The sequence below is a fragment of the Pantoea sp. BJ2 genome, assembly GCF_040255075.1.
Classification (GTDB): Bacteria; Pseudomonadota; Gammaproteobacteria; order Enterobacterales; family Enterobacteriaceae; genus Pantoea; species Pantoea leporis.
In genome coordinates, this window is the sequence record NZ_CP158292.1 from 1607805 (window position 1) to 1624965 (window position 17161).

At 56.5% G+C, this 17161-nt stretch carries 20 protein-coding genes; 13 read left to right on the forward strand and 7 right to left on the reverse strand.

Translation table 11 applies throughout. From position 1 onward, the window contains the following. Window positions 1-22: 22 nt before the first annotated feature. From pyrC to mdtH, 4 genes are all read right to left on the reverse strand, one after another. Window positions 23-1069 (reverse strand): dihydroorotase, encoded by a 1047-nt coding sequence (pyrC, locus tag AAF463_RS07355; protein ID WP_101760860.1) that lies wholly within the window; start codon window positions 1067-1069, stop codon window positions 23-25. 135 nt (window positions 1070-1204) lie between these two features. Beyond that, window positions 1205-1768 carry a lipoprotein gene (locus tag AAF463_RS07360; protein WP_101760859.1) on the reverse strand — a complete coding sequence of 188 codons (564 nt, stop codon included), beginning with the start codon at window positions 1766-1768 and terminating at the stop codon, window positions 1205-1207. 111 nt (window positions 1769-1879) lie between these two features. After that, a complete protein-coding gene (grxB, locus tag AAF463_RS07365; RefSeq protein WP_101760858.1) occupies window positions 1880-2527 on the reverse strand; it encodes a glutaredoxin 2 in 648 nt (215 codons plus the stop codon). A gap of 90 nt (window positions 2528-2617) precedes the next feature. Next, a complete protein-coding gene (gene mdtH, locus AAF463_RS07370) occupies window positions 2618-3820 on the reverse strand; it encodes a multidrug efflux MFS transporter MdtH (protein WP_101760857.1) in 1203 nt (400 codons plus the stop codon). A 245-nt stretch (window positions 3821-4065) separates the two neighbouring features. On the opposite strand from mdtH, the gene rimJ reads away from it, so the two are divergent. From rimJ to murJ, 4 genes are all read left to right on the forward strand, one after another. Beyond that, complete coding sequence (rimJ, locus tag AAF463_RS07375; RefSeq protein ID WP_101760856.1) at window positions 4066-4659, forward strand: ribosomal protein S5-alanine N-acetyltransferase; 594 nt, start codon at window positions 4066-4068, stop codon at window positions 4657-4659. Window positions 4660-4674: 15 nt separating this feature from the next. Then, the gene (locus tag AAF463_RS07380) at window positions 4675-5316 is read left to right on the forward strand and encodes a DUF480 domain-containing protein (protein WP_350261792.1); all 642 of its coding nucleotides are present in this window, start codon (window positions 4675-4677) and stop codon (window positions 5314-5316) included. Between the two features lies 1 nt (window position 5317). Further along, on the forward strand, window positions 5318-6238 hold the full coding sequence (locus AAF463_RS07385) for a Gfo/Idh/MocA family oxidoreductase (RefSeq protein ID WP_222233251.1): 921 nt from the start codon (window positions 5318-5320) through the stop codon (window positions 6236-6238). 121 nt (window positions 6239-6359) lie between these two features. Then, complete coding sequence (gene murJ, locus AAF463_RS07390) at window positions 6360-7898, forward strand: murein biosynthesis integral membrane protein MurJ (protein WP_350261793.1); 1539 nt, start codon at window positions 6360-6362, stop codon at window positions 7896-7898. 298 nt (window positions 7899-8196) lie between these two features. Here murJ and flgN read toward each other — a convergent pair whose 3' ends face one another. The 3 genes from flgN to flgA all read right to left on the reverse strand — a co-directional run bounded on the left by flgN (window position 8197) and on the right by flgA (window position 9704). Beyond that, window positions 8197-8628 carry a flagellar export chaperone FlgN gene (gene flgN / locus AAF463_RS07395; protein WP_101760852.1) on the reverse strand — a complete coding sequence of 144 codons (432 nt, stop codon included), beginning with the start codon at window positions 8626-8628 and terminating at the stop codon, window positions 8197-8199. Window positions 8629-8633: 5 nt separating this feature from the next. After that, window positions 8634-8939: a flagellar biosynthesis anti-sigma factor FlgM gene (gene flgM, locus AAF463_RS07400; RefSeq protein ID WP_101760851.1), complete on the reverse strand. Its 306-nt coding sequence runs from the start codon at window positions 8937-8939 to the stop codon at window positions 8634-8636. 105 nt (window positions 8940-9044) lie between these two features. Then, on the reverse strand, window positions 9045-9704 hold the full coding sequence (gene flgA / locus AAF463_RS07405; RefSeq protein WP_280172681.1) for a flagellar basal body P-ring formation chaperone FlgA: 660 nt from the start codon (window positions 9702-9704) through the stop codon (window positions 9045-9047). A 153-nt stretch (window positions 9705-9857) separates the two neighbouring features. Between flgA and flgB the strand changes: the two genes are divergently transcribed. From flgB to flgJ, 9 genes are read left to right on the forward strand one after another with little or no spacing between them, the layout of a single operon-like run. Continuing rightward, window positions 9858-10271 carry a flagellar basal body rod protein FlgB gene (gene flgB, locus AAF463_RS07410; protein ID WP_008103091.1) on the forward strand — a complete coding sequence of 138 codons (414 nt, stop codon included), beginning with the start codon at window positions 9858-9860 and terminating at the stop codon, window positions 10269-10271. Between the two features lie 2 nt (window positions 10272-10273). Then, window positions 10274-10678, forward strand: a complete 405-nt coding sequence (gene flgC / locus AAF463_RS07415) for a flagellar basal body rod protein FlgC (RefSeq protein ID WP_064740862.1) — start codon at window positions 10274-10276, stop codon at window positions 10676-10678. Between the two features lie 12 nt (window positions 10679-10690). After that, window positions 10691-11362, forward strand: a complete 672-nt coding sequence (gene flgD, locus AAF463_RS07420) for a flagellar hook assembly protein FlgD (RefSeq protein ID WP_110865917.1) — start codon at window positions 10691-10693, stop codon at window positions 11360-11362. Between the two features lie 25 nt (window positions 11363-11387). Then, window positions 11388-12650, forward strand: coding sequence for a flagellar hook protein FlgE (gene flgE, locus AAF463_RS07425; RefSeq protein WP_101760848.1), 1263 nt, complete (start codon window positions 11388-11390; stop codon window positions 12648-12650). 20 nt (window positions 12651-12670) lie between these two features. Further along, on the forward strand, window positions 12671-13429 hold the full coding sequence (locus AAF463_RS07430) for a flagellar basal body rod protein FlgF (RefSeq protein ID WP_101760847.1): 759 nt from the start codon (window positions 12671-12673) through the stop codon (window positions 13427-13429). A 17-nt stretch (window positions 13430-13446) separates the two neighbouring features. Further along, window positions 13447-14229 (forward strand): flagellar basal-body rod protein FlgG, encoded by a 783-nt coding sequence (gene flgG / locus AAF463_RS07435; protein WP_350261794.1) that lies wholly within the window; start codon window positions 13447-13449, stop codon window positions 14227-14229. Window positions 14230-14289: 60 nt separating this feature from the next. Then, the gene (locus tag AAF463_RS07440) at window positions 14290-15000 is read left to right on the forward strand and encodes a flagellar basal body L-ring protein FlgH (protein ID WP_097094260.1); all 711 of its coding nucleotides are present in this window, start codon (window positions 14290-14292) and stop codon (window positions 14998-15000) included. Between the two features lie 12 nt (window positions 15001-15012). Next, window positions 15013-16119, forward strand: coding sequence for a flagellar basal body P-ring protein FlgI (locus AAF463_RS07445; RefSeq protein ID WP_101760846.1), 1107 nt, complete (start codon window positions 15013-15015; stop codon window positions 16117-16119). After that, a complete protein-coding gene (gene flgJ / locus AAF463_RS07450; RefSeq protein WP_192413667.1) occupies window positions 16119-17060 on the forward strand; it encodes a flagellar assembly peptidoglycan hydrolase FlgJ in 942 nt (313 codons plus the stop codon). Before AAF463_RS07445 ends, flgJ begins: the two co-directional genes overlap by 1 nt. The last annotated feature ends 101 nt before the right edge of the window (window positions 17061-17161 follow it).

Below are 17161 nucleotides of genomic sequence, written 5' to 3' on the forward strand. Positions count from 1 at the left end.
CCCGAAGGCAAGCAGCAGATCATTATTCTTTGATGCGCCAGTTCAGCGTTTCACCAGCAAGGAAAGGCACCAGCGTGTCATCTGCCAGCGCAATGCTCTCTTCAACCTGCCAGGATTCTCGCACCAGCGTCAGCGTGCCTTCATTCAGCGGCAGACCGTAGAAGTTCGCGCCGTTCTCCGAGCAGAAGGCTTCGAAATGTTCCAGCGCATTCAGCTCCTCAAACACGGTGGCGTACGCCGGCAATGAGGTCGGCGCATTAAACACGCCGGCGCAGCCACAGCTGGCTTCCTTGAGGTGACGCAGATGTGGCGCGGTATCGGTACCGAGGAATACGCGACGATTCCCGCTGGCAACCAGCTTGCGCAGCGCTTCCTGATGGATATTGCGCTTCAGAATCGGCAGGCAGTAAAGATGCGGACGCACCCCGCCCACCAGCATGTGGTTACGGTTGAACATCAGGTGCTGTGGCGTAATGGTGGCGCCCAGCAGATCATTACCGGCTGCCAGATACTCCGCCGCTTCTTTCGTGGTGATGTGCTCCATCACCACTTTCAGCGCCGGGAACTGTTTACGCAGCGGTTCCAACACGGTTTCAATAAAGCGCGCTTCGCGATCAAAAATATCGATGTGAGAATCGGTCACTTCGCCGTGCACCAGCATTGGCATGCCGATCTGCTGCATGCGATCCAGCACCTTAGCGATGGCGGCGATGTTGGTCACGCCGTGGCTGGAGTTGGTGGTGGCGTGCGCAGGATAGAGCTTGGCGGCGGTAAAAGTGCCGTCACGGAAGCCGCGCTCGATCTCATCGGGATCAAGTGAATCGGTGAGATAGCAGGTCATCAGCGGAGTAAAAGCATGCTCAGCAGGTAACGCAGCCATGATGCGCTCGCGATACGCCACGGCAGCGGCCACGCTGATAACCGGTGGAACCAGGTTTGGCATGACAATCGCACGACCATTTACTGCGCTGGTATAAGGCAGTACGGCGTTAAGCATCGCGCCATCGCGCAGATGGATGTGCCAGTCGTCAGGGCGGCGGATGGTAATGTGCTGAGGTTGGGCTGTCATTCAAAAAGACTCCGGCTGAGAAGAAAACGAGAGGCACGTTTAGGCCGGGGAGTAATCATAAGGATGTGGGCAACCGTTTGCACGGGATTTTATTGTGACAAACAAAAACCGCACCGGAAGGTGCGGTTGCGCGGATTAATCTGTAAACGGAATCACCAATTGGCCCGGTTTCACTTCAATTCCTTTAGCAAGTTTCTTCGCCAGCGCTTCGCCTTTGCTGCGGTCTGCACTCAGCACATAAGCAGGTCTCTCATTAAAGTAGCGCTTCAGCGACTCATTGAGATACGGCGTGAGGGTTTTCATAATCGACGCCATTTTCTCTGGCTGCACCTGCGCATCGACAATCTCCATGTCATGCAGATAAATCGCGCCTTCCTGTGCGTTGTAAACCGGCTGCGCCTTCATCTTCAGCAGCATTTCGGCCTGCTGCGGACCAAACAGCGAGCTGACATTGATATTGGCTTTACCCGAGAGCGTTATTTTGCCGGGTTCTTCACGGCCAATCTGGCTGTTGAGATCGCTCAGCACAATGTGCGCATTCACCAGCCCGGAAACGCCGATATCTTTTTCGAAGTTATTGCGCTTTTGCAGCGCCTGATTCACTTCCTGTTCGCTGATGGTGTATTGCGTCAATTGGTTACAGCCGCTGAGTAGCACGGCAAAAAGCAGAGCGAAAAGCCCGGTAAGCGCCTTTTTCATATTGTCCTCATCCTGATCGAAACGGCAAAACAGCGATAGCCTGCCTGAATCAGCGGCATGTGTCACCAGGAGAGAGATGAGAAGCGCCGCAGCGCCTCTCAGGTATGAAGATTATGCGGCGATGGAGGAGAGCAGATTAACCTGGGTTTGTTTCGCCATGTTGTCGCGATAATCGGCAACGCGGCTTGGCCATTCAATGCCGTTGACCAGCGTTAAGGAGCGCAGCAGCGGGAAAAGATGAATATCATCTTCCGACAGTTCGCCATTTACCGCATTGGGTTTGACGATCAGCTTGTCGAGCTGACGCAGATCGTCGCTGATGTTTTTGATTAAGCCCGGCGCGTGTTTACGCAACTCGCTGAAATCGCCCACGCTGGCCTGCTTCTTCTCGCTGAAGTAGCTACGCGCTTCCGGCGTAGCGAATTCGGCGAAGGAGGCATCGGCGATGCGCGGCAGCAGCAGCTTATTGACGTAGCCATTCACGTGGCGCAGCCAGTCGCTGATCGCAGGATTGCTTTTGCCATTGAGCAGCGGTTGGTGATCGTATTTATCTACCAGGCGCACAATATCCATACTTTCCGGTACAGCGCTGCCGTCGGCCTGTTGCAGAATCGGCGCCATTTTCTGGCCGATCAATTTTTTCGGCGTTTGCTCGTCGTCATTTAGCATAACGATGAGTTCTAACGGCAGATTTTTTAAGCCGAAAATCATGCGTGCTTTGACGCAGAAAGGGCAGTGATCGTAGATGTAGAGTTTCATCCCGTTTCTCCTGTGGTTCTAAGGGTGACGGAAGCCACCCTTTTTTCCGGACGTGCGGGAAGTATGGAAGAGATCTGTGGCAGGGGCAAATTAGCTGCTGAAAATCGCTGGTGCCACCGAACGCGGCTGGAACTGCCACCAAAGCGCCAAAAGGGTGATCATGCCAACGCTGCTCAGCAGCATCCACGGCAGTTCCGGCAGCGCCCATTGCTGGCCCATATCGAACATCCAGCCGCCACCGGAGTAGCCGATCAAACCGCCAATCGCGAGGCCGAGTCGGCTGAAGCCCATATAGCTGCCGCGCGCACGTGAACTGGCCAGCGAAGCGCTGAGCGTTTCTCGCGCCGGTTCCGCGATGATTGAGCCCAGATAAAAGAGGGCGATCAGCATAAACAGCGACGGCAGCGAATCGGTCATGCCAACCGGCAGCAGGCTGAACGTCATCAGGAACAAGCCGGCCATCAAACGCGTTTCGAGGCGGAAGCGTTTTTCGCTCCAGCGCGCCAGCGGATAGAGCAGGCTTAATGACAGCAGCGCTTCAATCGCGTACATCCACTTCACCGCAGCAGGCGCCCCGGCTACCTGATTCACCATCACCGGCAACATCAACATCACCTGCACGGCGAGAATGTAGTAGCCGGTCAAAGTCAGCACGTACAGGCGAAAACGCTTGTCCTGCCAGACGCGTTGCATCCCTTCACGCATCGCAATGCGTTCGGTTGAGATGCGCCACGCCGGTAACCAAACGGCGTTAAACAGCGCAGCAGTGACAAACACCGCCGCGCCAACCCAGCACACCAGACGGAAATCCCACGCCAGCAGCCAGCTACCAATCAGCGCACCCAGCACCGCACCGGCGCTGTCCTGCATCATTAGCAGGGAGAAGAAGCGGCCGCGATCGCGTGCGCGTACCAGTTTCATCACCAGCGCGCTGCGTGGCGGGTCAAACAGCGTGCCGCCAAGACCGGAAAGCAAACAGGCAAACCACAGCAGCCAGGGTTCATGCGCCAGCGCCATGCAGGCAAAACCCGCCGCGCGCATCAGCATGCCGGTGACGATCAGCGGACGCGCGCCAAAACGGTCGGCAATCGCACCGCCGAAGATGCCGAATCCCTGCTGGACGAACTGGCGCAAGCCAAGCGCAATACCGACCATCAACGCGGCCCAGCCCAGCTGTTCGACAAAATGGATGGAAATGAGGGGAAACACCACGAAAAAGCCCATCACAACCAGCATGTTATCCACTAAAAGAAATGTTTTACCGAGGCGTCGTGCCCGCGCAACCCGAGACATGCTAATTCCTGAGCAAATGAGAGGAGATAAGAGACCAATTGGTCTATTTTCCGCCTGCTCAGCGGCGAAAAACAGCTTTCTCAGGATGATATTTTTTCATCGAATCCGCAGAAATATTAATCCTAAATCAGGATGAATCCTGAGGAACGCGTTCAAGGGTTTTACCGCAAGCGGGGTGACGGTTATAGTGAGGAGTATCGCCGCTGGCGTACATCTTTCTTAAGTTATGGATTTCAGGAGTCATGATGTTTGGCTATCGTTCTGCTGGCCCACGCGTGCGCCTCACTACCGATCGCTTAGTGGTGCGTTTAGTACACGAACGCGATGCCTGGCGATTAGCGGATTATTACGCTGAAAATCGTGCGTTTCTCAAGCCGTGGGAACCGGTGCGCGACGAGAGCCATTGTTATCCTTCGGGCTGGCAAGCGCGCCTCGGACTGATCGCCGACATGCATAAACAGGGCTCAGCCTACTATTTTGTGCTGATGGACCCGGAAGAGACCGAAGTGCGTGGTGTGGCGAATTACAGCAACGTGCTGCGCGGATCGTTTCACGCCTGCTATCTCGGCTATTCACTGGGCGAGAAGTGGCAAGGTCAGGGGCTGATGTTTGAAGCGCTCACTACCACCCTTCGCTATATGCAACGCCAGCAACGTATTCACCGCATTATGGCTAATTATATGCCGCACAATCAGCGCAGTGGCGATCTGCTGGCGCGTCTTGGATTTGAAAAAGAGGGTTACGCCAAAGATTACTTGTTGATCGATGGGCGCTGGCAGGATCATGTACTCACCGCGTTGACCTGCCGGGAGTGGACCCCGGATCGTCGTGGACAATAATAAAGGATCACCTCAATGAAAATGGCCTTATCCGCGCAGGCATTGCGCGTGATTGGATGCCTGCTGGAGAAGCAGGTCACCACGCCGGATCAATATCCGCTCTCCCTTAATGGCGTTGTCACCGCCTGTAATCAGAAATCCAACCGCGAACCGGTGCTCAATCTCAGCGAGATGGAGGTGCAAGCGCAGCTTGATGAGCTGGTGAAAAAGCATCTGGTGACCGCCAATAACGGCTCCGGTCAACGCGTCAGCAAGTATGAACAGCGCTTCTGCAATTCCGCTTTCGGCAATCTGCAGTTGAATAGCGCTGAAGTCGCCGTGCTGACGCTGCTGTTCCTGCGCGGCGCTCAGACGCCGGGCGAATTGCGCACCCGCAGCGGTCGTCTGCATGAATTCAGCGATATGAATGAAGTCGAGCAGACGCTTAATAGTTTAAGCACGCGCGAGGATGGCCCAATGGTGGTGCGACTGGCGCGCGAACCGGGCAAACGTGAAAGCCGCTATATGCATCTTTTCGGTGGCGAAGTAGTGGAAGACGCGGCCAGCGCAGAAACCGTCAATGACAACGGCGATTTAACCGCGCGTGTCGCGCAACTTGAAGAAACGGTTGCTGAGTTGCAGTCGCAACTGCAACAGCTGCTGCAAAAGGAGCACTAATATGACGCTGCGTATTGGCATTGTAGGATTGGGCGGTATCGCGCAGAAAGCGTGGCTGCCGGTGTTATCGCAAGCCAGCGGCTGGCAATTAGCGGGTGCGTTTTCGCCCAATCAGGCAAAGGCGCAACCGATCTGCGATAGCTATCGCATACCTTATTTTAGTCAACTGGATGCGCTGGCCGCCGCCAGTGATGCGGTGTTTGTTCACAGCAGCACCGCCAGCCATTACGAAGTGGTTAAAGCGCTGCTGCTGGCGGGCAAAGATGTGTGCGTCGATAAACCGTTAGCCGAAACGCTGCAACAGGCCGAAGCGCTGGTGGCGCTGGCGGACAAGCAGAAGCGCAAGCTGATGGTGGCATTTAACCGCCGCTTTGCGCCGCGTTATCAGCAGCTGAAAAGTGACATGCCACGCGCCGCCTCACTGCGTATTGAGAAGCACCGCGCGGATAGCGTGGGTCCACAGGATTTGCGTTTTACCCTGCTGGACGATTATCTGCACGTGGTGGACACCGCGCTGTGGCTGGCGGGCGGCAGCCTGACGCGCGAGTTAGGGCATATCGAGACCAATGACGATGGCGCGATGCTGTACGCCGAACACCATTTCTCCGCCGGATCGCTGCAAATCACCACCAGCATGCATCGTCGCGCCGGGACCCAACGCGAAGTCGTCAGCGCCATCTGCGACGGTGATTACATCGAAATTAACGAGATGCGCGACTGGCAGCAAGAAAACCGCGGCGGCATGGTGCGTGATGTGCCGCCCGCGTGGCAAAGCCACCTTACTCAGCGCGGTTTCAGCGGCGCAGCGCACCATTTCATCCAGTGTGTTGAAAATCAGACGATGCCTGAAACCAGTGGCGAACAGGCGCTGGCGGCGCAGCGTCTGGTGGAAAAATTGTGGCGCGATGCCGAACGTGAATAATTCCTTGTAACACTCAATGCTGGTCATTTCCCGCCGTGGCAGTAGACTATCGCCGGACATCACGGGATGTCCGCGCTAAGTCGCTCATTTCTCCGACACTTTTCAGGATGCGCCACTCAATATGAATTTGTTGAAATCGCTGGCTGCGGTCAGTTCGATGACCTTGTTTTCCCGCGTACTGGGCTTTGCCCGCGATGCCATTGTGGCGCGCGTTTTCGGCGCCGGAATGGCAACCGATGCCTTCTTTGTTGCCTTCAAATTGCCGAACCTGCTGCGCCGTATCTTCGCTGAAGGCGCGTTTTCTCAGGCGTTCGTGCCGATCCTCGCGGAATATAAAAGCAAGCAGGGTGAAGATGCCACGCGCGTGTTTGTCGCTTACGTCTCCGGATTACTGACGCTGGTGCTGGCGGCGGTGACCGTGTTAGGGATGATCGCTGCGCCCTGGGTGATTGTGGTGACGGCGCCAGGCTTTGCCGATACCGCCGATAAATTTGCCTTAACCAGCGCACTGCTGCGCGTCACCTTTCCCTATATTCTACTGATCTCGCTGGCCTCGCTGGCGGGCGCGATCCTCAATACCTGGAACCGGTTTTCCGTGCCGGCGTTTGCGCCGACGCTGCTGAACATCAGCATGATTGGTTTTGCTGTCTTCGCTGCGCCGCATTTTAATCCGCCGGTGATGGCGCTGGCGTGGGCCGTGGTGGTCGGCGGCGTGTTGCAGCTGTTCTATCAGTTGCCGCATCTGAAGAAGATTGGCATGCTGGTTTTACCGCGTCTGAATCTGCGCGATGCGGGCGTGTGGCGCGTAATGCGTCAAATGGGGCCGGCGATCCTCGGCGTGTCGGTGAGCCAGATTTCACTGATCATCAACACCATTTTCGCCTCCTTTTTGGTTTCCGGTTCGGTTTCGTGGATGTATTACGCCGATCGCCTGATGGAGTTTCCTTCCGGCGTGCTGGGCGTGGCGCTGGGCACCATTTTGCTGCCCTCGCTGGCAAAGAGTTTTGCCAGCGGCAATCAGGAAGAGTATTCACGGTTGATGGATTGGGGCCTGCGCCTCTGCTTCCTGCTGGCGCTGCCGAGCGCGGTGGCGTTGGGCATTTTGTCCGGGCCGCTGACGGTCGCGCTGTTCCAGTACGGCAAGTTCACCGCGTTTGATGCCCTGATGACGCAGCGCGCGCTGATTGCCTATTCAGTGGGTTTGATGGGGCTGATCGTGGTGAAAGTGCTGGCACCCGGCTTCTATTCTCGTCAGGACATTAAAACTCCGGTGAAAATTGCCATCGTGACACTGATTGTGACGCAGCTGATGAACCTGGCGTTTATCGGCCCGCTCAAACATGCCGGTTTGTCGCTGTCGATCGGTCTGGCCGCTTGCCTGAATGCGGCGCTGCTGTACTGGCAACTGCGTAAGCAGGATATCTTCCAGCCGCAGCCTGGCTGGTTCAGTTTCCTGACCCGTTTGCTGATTGCCGTAGTGGTAATGGCCGCAGCACTGTTTGGCATTCTGCAGGTGATGCCGGCTTGGGAAGAGGGGCAGATGTGGTGGCGCCTGATTCGTCTGGCGGCGGTTTGCGCCATTGGCGGCGGCGCATACTTTGTGATGCTTGGTCTGCTCGGCTTCCGTCCGCGCGACTTCGCGCGCCGCACGCTGGTATAAAATTATGCTCCCACGCAGACGGAAGTTTGTTTTGGTCCGGCGGTCCTCGCGTCGCTTCGCGGTACCTTCACTGCGTACGTCAGCCTGACGGACCGGCTCAGACGGGACTTCCTTGTCCCGGCTGAGCCTTTCGCCCGCGTCCTGCGGGCAAATCCTGGCTTCCTTTCTCCGTTCAGCGCTGCGGATGCCTGCCCAAAACAAACTTCCGTCTGCTGCTTATCACTGGTGCGCTGTGCTTAAAAGCACAACAAAAAGGCCGCCATCCCAAAAGATAGCAGCCTCTTCAAACCCACATTTTCTACCCTTTACGACTTAGCGTCGCCTGACCTTTACCCAAACCATCCGGGCCGTAAAACGCCTGGGTTTGGTGGGGCCGCAACACCGCCAATGCTTCATTGGTGTAGCCGATTTGATGCTGCAACAAAATCCCGTTATGCGTATTGGCATCGCGCAAGCGGCGCGTGTGCTGCTGAATACGCATCCAGCGGCTTTCGCGATCGCTGTGATCACCATAGGGCGCCTGCGTGCCGAGCGTTTTCTCGGTGGTGCGGCGCATCTCGTCCAGATAATTCAACGTCGTCAGCAGCGCGCTTTTATCTTCAGAAATACGCTGCAGCAGGTTGCCATTGATCTGGCCGGCAGAAAGTTGCTGTTGTTCCTCATCCATTACCACCGCAAGGGATGTCAGCACGTCCTGCATTTTGTCTAAGGTGATCAGCAGATGGTCCATTGGGATTAGTTACCCTCTAAATACGCCTTGGTATCGGCGATCAGCGCGTCGGCGATCTTACCGGTATCCATTTTCAATTCGCCATTACGAATGGCCGTCTTCAGCTGCTCAACGCGCGCTGTATTAATATCTTTGCTGCCAGGCTGCATCAGTTGCGCCTGCGCGGTACTCAACTTCACTTCCGCACCGCTTTCGCTGGTGGTGCTGGCTGCGGGCGTCGCGCTCTGACGCACTTTGCTGCTGTTATCGTTATTGTCGCGTGTTTGAACAGTGCTAACCGGATTCGTAGGCTGCGTTCTGTCGATGCTCATGGTAAGGCTCCTGTAAGGTCAGTTGGGGGTCAGCCAACTGAGTCAGCATAGGGTAATGTCTTTGTTGATATCTCTATCGGCAGAACAACAGGGTTCTTTAACGCTTTATAGCGATATCAGAATATTCCCATCCGCGTCGACGCGACCACTGACAACCTGACCATTTCCCATCCTTACGCGCACCATTTGTGCCGCGCTGGCGTTGTTCAGCGCACGTCCTTCGCTGCTGGCATTAAACCCGTTTCCACTGGCGACTACCATCACATTTTGACCGGCTTTCACGCGCCACGGCTGACGCACCATGGTGGCGGTGACTGGCTGTCCTGGCGGGATATCGCGTAGCGCGACCGCATCGACGACGCCGCTGCTGTCCATCAATGCGCGTGCTGGCAGTTCATCCAGGCGTCCGGTTGCCAGACGCACGTCCGTCGGGCTGAGATTGCTGCCGCGCGCCACCTGACGGCTCGCCACCAGATATTGCCCGGTGACCTGCACCTGAACCTGCAGGAAACGACGATTTTGATCGCAGTTGGCGGCGATGCTGATGTTGCCCCACTGACGGCTATTGCCCGGCAGCTGCAGTTCAGGGGTTTCGCAGTTTGGCCACTGCGCCTGTGGCGTACGTACCACCACCGTCATGCCTGCGGCATGTTGCGGGTCGCGCGCTTTAAAAAATTGGGTTAACTGCGCGGTAAGGTCCGCAGCAGAACTGGGTAGCGCCAGTGCCAGCAAAAGTGTGGCTAGCAAGGTGGAATATCTGCGCATAACGCCTCCTGACGAGAAGATGGCACTGAGTCTACGCCTCGCGCAAAAAAATCAATGTCAAAAATAGCCGTCATTTTTGCTGCTATTCAGACGATCACCCTTGCATTTGTCCACTTAAGCTGTCAGCTCGAAATTCTCATTCGCGGAGGAAGCATGCTCGACAAACTCGATGCCGCGCTGCGATTTGGTACTGAAGCGTTAAACCTACGTGCTCAGCGTCAGGAAATCCTGGCGTCAAACATTGCCAACGCCGATACCCCGGGCTACCAGGCGCGGGATATCGACTTTGCCAGCCAGCTGAGCAAGGTGATGCAAAACGGTCGCGCCGAAGGCAGCAGTCTGGCGCTGAATGTGACGTCCTCACGCCACATTGAAGCGCAAACCAACTCTCAGCCGTCACTGGATCTGCTGTACCGCATTCCCGATCAACCCGCCGCGGATGGCAACACCGTGGATATGGATCGCGAACGTACGCAGTTTGCTGATAACAGCCTGAAATACCAAACCGATCTCACCCTCATCAGTAGCCAGATCAAAGGCATGATGAGCGTTCTGCAGGGGCAATAAGCATGGCATTGCTGAATATCTTTGATATCGCCGGTTCTGCGATGACAGCGCAATCACAGCGCCTCAACGTCAGCGCCAGTAACCTGGCCAACGCCGACAGCGTGACCGGCCCAGATGGCCAGCCTTACGTGGCGAAGCAGGTGATTTTCCAGACCGACGCCGCACAAGGTGCAGCCACCGGCGGCGTGAAGGTCGCTGGCGTGGTGAACGATCCTACCCCGGCAAAACTGGTGTACGACCCGGGCAATCCGCTGGCGGATCAGAAGGGCTACGTCAAGATGCCAAACGTTGATGTGGTGTCCGAAACCGTTAACACCATGTCCGCGTCGCGCAGCTACCAGGCCAACGTTGAAGTGCTGAACACGGTGAAGTCAATGATGATGAAAACTCTCACTATCGGTCAGTAACGGAGAACGAATATGAGCGTAGCAGTAGGAATTAAAGACAGTCTGGACCCAACGGTACTGACCTCCAGTAGCGCTTCGAGCGGTAACTCTTCCGCCGACCTGCAGAATCAGTTCCTGAACATGCTGGTGGCGCAGCTGAAAAACCAGGATCCCACTAATCCTATGGATAACAGCCAGCTCACCACGCAGTTGGCACAGATCAACACCCTGAGCGGTATTGAAAAGCTGAATACCACGCTGGGATCCATCTCCGGCCAGATCACTACCAGCCAGTCGCTGCAGAGTTCAACGCTGATTGGTCACGGTGTGATGGTCAATGGTTCGCAGGTATTGGTGGGCAGCGGTACGACTACGCCGTTTGGCATTGAGCTGGCGACAGCGTCCACGGCCACCAGTGTCACGATTAAAGACAGTAACGGCGCCACGGTCCGCACCATTGACCTCGGCAAACTGAGCTCTGGCGTCCACACCTTCTCGTGGGACGGCAAGCTGGATGACGGTTCTACCGCCGCGGATGGCAAATATTCTGTTTCGCTGGCCGCCAGCAATGGCAGCACGCAACTGGTGGCGCAGCCGCTGAACTATGCCTACGTCAATGGCGTCAGCACCACTGATGGCACCACAAAACTGGATCTCGGCACCATGGGCTCCGCAACCCTCGATGAAATTCGTCAGATTCTCTGATTAACCTTTTAGCAGGAGAGATTACATGTCTTTTTCACAAGCGGTGAGCGGCCTCAATGCTGCCTCCAGCAATCTGGATGTGATTGGTAACAACATCGCCAACTCCGCCACAGCCGGTTTTAAATCCAGCACCATTGCTTTTGCCGATATGTTTGCCGGCTCTAACGTGGGTTTGGGTACCAAAGTTGCCGCCGTCATTCAGGACTTTGGTGATGGAAGTACAACGTCAACCAGTCGTGGACTGGATGTGGCACTGAGCGGCAACGGTTTCTTCCGCATGACCGACGCCAGCGGCGGCGTGTTCTATTCCCGTAACGGCCAGTTCACGCTGGATGCCAACCGTAACCTGGTGAACACCCAGGGTCTGAATGTCACCGGCTATCCGGCCAGCGGCACACCGCCAACCATTCAGACCGGTGCCAACCCAGTGGCGCTGAGTATTCCAACCACGCAGATGGGGGCACGTGCAACAACAACAGCTACCCAGGTTGCCAACCTGAACTCCACCAGCACCACCCCGACGGTCACTCCGTTTGATAAGTCCAACGTTGATAGCTACAACGCGAAAACCACCATGACGGTGTATGACACGCAGGGTAACGATCACCAGTTAGACATGTACTACATCAAAACGGCGGATAACACCTGGACCGTGCATATGGTTGACTCCACCACCGGTAATGAAGTTGGTAATACTTTGGGCGGTGACAACCTGGGTTATCAGATGCAATTTGATGCTAACGGTAAACTGACGCAGGTGGGGAAAATCACTGCAGCGGGTGTTGCTGACACCAGCGCTTCCCTGGCAAACCTGGTTGTGGACGGCACCAACGGGGCGAATGGCATGAACATCAGCCTGAGCATGTTGGGTAGCCTGCAGCAAAACACCGGTGCGACCACTTTTGGTAACCCAACGCAAGACGGTTATCAGCCTGGCGATCTGACCAGCTACACCATCAATGATGACGGCACCATTACCGGCACTTACTCCAACCAGAAAACCCAACTTCTGGGACAAATTGTCTTGTCGAGTTTCTCTAACCCGGAAGGTCTGAAGTCTGAAGGTGACAACGTCTGGTCTGCCACCAGCTCATCAGGTCAGGCCGCCACTGGTCTGGCAGGCACCGGTACTTACGGCAACCTGACTTCAGGTGCGCTGGAAGCGTCCAACGTCGATATGAGCAAAGAGCTGGTGAACATGATCGTTGCGCAGCGTAACTATCAGGCCAACAGCCAGACCATCAAAACTCAGGACCAGATTCTTAACACCCTGGTTAACTTACGTTAATTCGCTAACGGGATTGCTTTATGGATCACGCAATATATACCGCCATGGGCGCGGCCAGTCAGACGTTGGATCAGCAGTCGGTAACGGCCAGCAACCTCGCCAACGCCTCAACGCCGGGCTTTCGTGCTCAGCTCAACGCGTTGCGCGCGGTGCCGGTCAGCGGCTGGTCGCTGCCGACGCGTACGCTGGTTGCCGCTTCCACGCCGGGCGCCGATATGTCACCGGGCTCGATGGACAACACCGGCCGCACGCTGGATGTGGGGGTCGCGCAGGACGGCTGGTTGGCGGTGCGTGCCGCTGACGGTACCGAAGCTTATACCCGCAACGGCAACATGCAGATCAGCGCGACCGGTATTTTGACTATTCAGGGCAATCCCGTAATGGGCGATGGGGGTCCGATCGCCATCCCGCAAGGCGCTGAATTGACCATCGCGGCAGACGGGACCATCACCTCGCGTAACGCCGGTGATGCACCCAATGCCACGGTGCAGATTGGTCGTCTGAAGCTGGTGCGCGCCACCGGTAAAGAGATGCAGCGCGGTGATGACGGCATGTTCCGTCCTAATCAGCAAACCCAGGCGACGCGCGGCGCTGCGCTGGCAAATGATGCCACCATGACGGTGATGCCCGGCGTGCTGGAGGGCAGTAACGTCAAGCCGGTGGAAACCATGGTCGATATGATCGCCAACGCCCGACGTTTTGAGATGCAGATGAAAGTGATCTCCAACGTCGATGAAAACGAACAAAAAGCTAACAGCTTGCTCAACATGAGCAGCTAAGGCGTAAGGAAAACACCATGATTCGTTCTTTATGGATCGCCAAAACCGGTCTTGACGCTCAGCAAACCAACATGGACGTCATCTCCAACAACCTCGCGAACGTAAGCACCAACGGCTTTAAACGTTCGCGCGCGGTATTCGAAGATTTGATGTACCAAACCCTGCGTCAGCCGGGCACGCAGTCGTCAGAGCAAACCACGCTGCCGTCTGGTTTGCAGATCGGTACCGGTGTGCGTCCTGTCACCACTGAACGTCTGCATCAGCAGGGTAACCTGTCGCAGACCAGCAACTCGAAAGACGTGGCGATCAACGGCCAGGGTTATTTCGAAGTGCAGATGCCGGACGGCACCTCGGCGTATACCCGTGATGGTTCATTCCAGGTTGACCAGAACGGTCAGCTGGTGACTAACGCCGGTTATCCGGTACAGCCAGGCATCACCATTCCGGCCAACGCCACCAGCATCACGATCTCGCGCGATGGCGTGGTGAGCGTGACGCAGCAGGGCCAGACCAACCCGGCGCAGGTCGGTCAGCTGACGCTGAGCACCTTTATGAACGATGCGGGTCTGAACAGCCAGGGTGAAAACCTCTATCAGGAGACGCAGGCATCCGGTGCGGCGACGCAGAGTACGGCAGGCCAGAACGGCGCGGGTCTGCTGTATCAGGGTTATGTCGAAACCTCGAACGTCAACGTGGCGGAAGAGCTGGTCACCATGATTCAGACGCAGCGTGCCTACGAGATCAACAGTAAAGCGATCAGCACCTCCGATCAGATGCTGGCGAAGTTAACCCAGCTGTAATGCTGGTGTCGTTGGGCCAGCTCTGCTGGCCTGATTAAGCAACATGAAGAAGGTCAAAAAGTGGCGAAGCAAGTGATTCTCAAGCCTGGTCATTGGTTGGTAGCCACGCTGCTACTCACGCTTAACGGTTGTGCGCTGGTTCCGCGCACACCACTGGTACAGGGATCGACTACGGCAGAGCCGACGCCATCCGCACCGCCGGTGGTGAACGGTTCCATTTTTCAGGGCGTCGCACCGCTGAACTACGGCTATCAGCCGCTGTTTGAGGATCGTCGTCCACGCAACATTGGCGATACATTGACGATCACCTTGCAGGAAAACGTCAGCGCCAGCAAAAGTTCTTCGGCCAATGCCAGCCGCGATGGCAGCAACAGTTTTGGTGTGACGGGTGTACCAACCGGCCTGAGCGGTCTGGTGGGTGCCGGTGGCGAAAAAGCCACGCTGGATGCCAATGGCAAAAATGACTTCGCCGGTAAAGGTGGCGCGACGGCCAACAACACCTTTACGGGCACCATCACCGTCACCGTCAATCAGGTGTTGTCGAACGGCAACCTGCGCGTGGTGGGTGAGAAACAGATCGAAATTAACCAGGGCACCGAATTTATCCGGTTCTCGGGCGTGGTTAACCCACGCACCATCAGCGCCAGCAACGCGGTGCTGTCAACGCAGGTGGCCGATGCACGTATTGAGTACGTCGGAAATGGTTATATCAATGAAGCGCAGACGATGGGCTGGTTCCAGCGTTTCTTCCTGAACGTCTCGCCGATGTAAGAGGTAGTAACAATGAATATGACGACTCTGCTCCGCCTGAGCCTTGGCATGCTGCTCGGTTTCAGCTTACTGGCGCATGCTGACCGCATCCGCGATCTGACCTCCGTGCAGGGCGTGCGCGACAACCAGCTGATCGGTTACGGTTTGGTGGTGGGCCTTGATGGTACCGGTGACCAGACCACCCAAACGCCGTTCACCACCCAAACCGTGAGCAACATGCTCTCCCAGCTCGGCATTACTGTGCCGGCTGGCACCAATATGCAGCTGAAAAACGTGGCGGCCGTGATGGTGACCGCTAAGCTGCCAACCTTTGCGCGTCAGGGGCAAACCGTTGATGTGGTGGTTTCTTCGCTGGGTAACGCCAAGAGTTTGCGCGGCGGTACGCTGCTGATGACGCCGATGAAAGGCGTCGATAACCAGGTTTATGCGCTGGCGCAGGGTAACATTCTGGTCGGCGGTGCCGGCGCTTCAGCCGGTGGCAGCAGCGTGCAGGTTAACCAACTGAATGGAGGTCGCATTACCGGCGGCGCCACGGTAGAGCGTGAACTGCAGAGCAACTTTGGTAGCCAGAACACCATTAACCTGCAGCTGAATAATGAAGATTTCAGCATGGCGCAGCGCATTGCCGACGCTATCAACAGCCGTGGGATTGGTTCGGCGCAGCCGCTGGATGCCCGTACTGTGCAGATTCGCGTCTCGCCGAATAACAGTTCTCAGGTGCGTCTGCTGGCCGAAATTCAGAACCTTGATGTTGCGGTGCCGCTCGAAGATGCCAAGGTGATTATCAACTCACGTACCGGTTCGGTGGTGATGAACCGCGAAGTGACGCTGAACACCTGTGCGGTGGCGCAGGGCAATCTGTCGGTTACCGTCAATCAGCAGCAGAACGTCAGTCAGCCGGATACGCCGTTGGCGGGTGGGCAGACTGTGACCACCAACAATACCCAGATCGATCTGCGTCAGAGTGGCGGCGCGCTGCAACGGGTTAACGCCAGCGCCAACCTCAATAATGTGGTACGTGCACTGAATGCGCTGGGTGCGTCACCGATTGAGCTGATGTCGATTTTGCAATCGATGGAAAGCGCAGGCTGCTTGCGCGCCAAACTGGAAATTATCTGATGAACGATACGCAATCGCTGGTGAATGCGGCGTACGACAGCCGCTCGCTGAACGACCTGAAACGTGAAGCCGCCGCCGACCCGAAAGGGAAGGCGATGCAGGTGGCCAAACAGGTGGAAGGGATGTTCGTGCAGATGATGATGAAAAGCATGCGTGCAGCGCTGCCGCAGGATGGTCTGCTGAGCAACGATCAGACGCGGCTTTTCACCTCGATGTACGATCAGCAGATTGCGCAGGACATCGGCAAACGTGGTCTCGGCATGGCCGATATCATCGTTAAGCAGATGCAGCCCGCTCAGGAGCCGGACGAAACCGCCGGTACGGTGCCGATGAAGCTGGATAACAGCTTCATCTATAGCAACCTGCCGTCGAATCAGCTGGAGCAGATGGTGCGTAAAGCGGTGCCGCGTTTGCCGGTCTCGCCCAGCAGTTTGCCGAGCGACAGCAACGACTTTATCGCGCAGCTGGCGCAGCCGGCGCAGGTCGCCAGCCAGCAGAGCGGTATTCCGCATCACCTGATTCTGGCGCAGGCCGCACTGGAATCCGGCTGGGGCCAGCGACAGATTCTGACGCGCGACGGCAAGCCGAGTTACAACGTGTTTGGCATCAAGGCGAGCGGCGACTGGAAGGGCGAAACCACCGATATCATGACCACCGAATATGAAGGCGGGGCAGCGAAGAAAGTGCGCGCCAGTTTCCGTGTGTATGGTTCCTATATGGAAGCGCTCAGCGATTACGTCAAACTGCTGTCCAATAATCCTCGTTATGCCGCCGTTGCCAACGCACCGAGTGCCGAGCAGGGCGCGCGTGCCTTGCAGGCCGCCGGTTACGCCACCGATCCAAAGTATGCGCAGAAACTGGTGGGAATGATCCAGCAATTCAAAAACATGGGCGAAAAAGTGGTGAAGGCGTACAGCAACGACATCACCGATTTGTTCTGATTTTTGCTCTCAAGTTTCACTTAAGCACGCCGATAACAATCACATGCCGCGGGCGTCCTCGTCCGCGCAATCGCACTGATGACTGCCAGCCCGGTTAACGG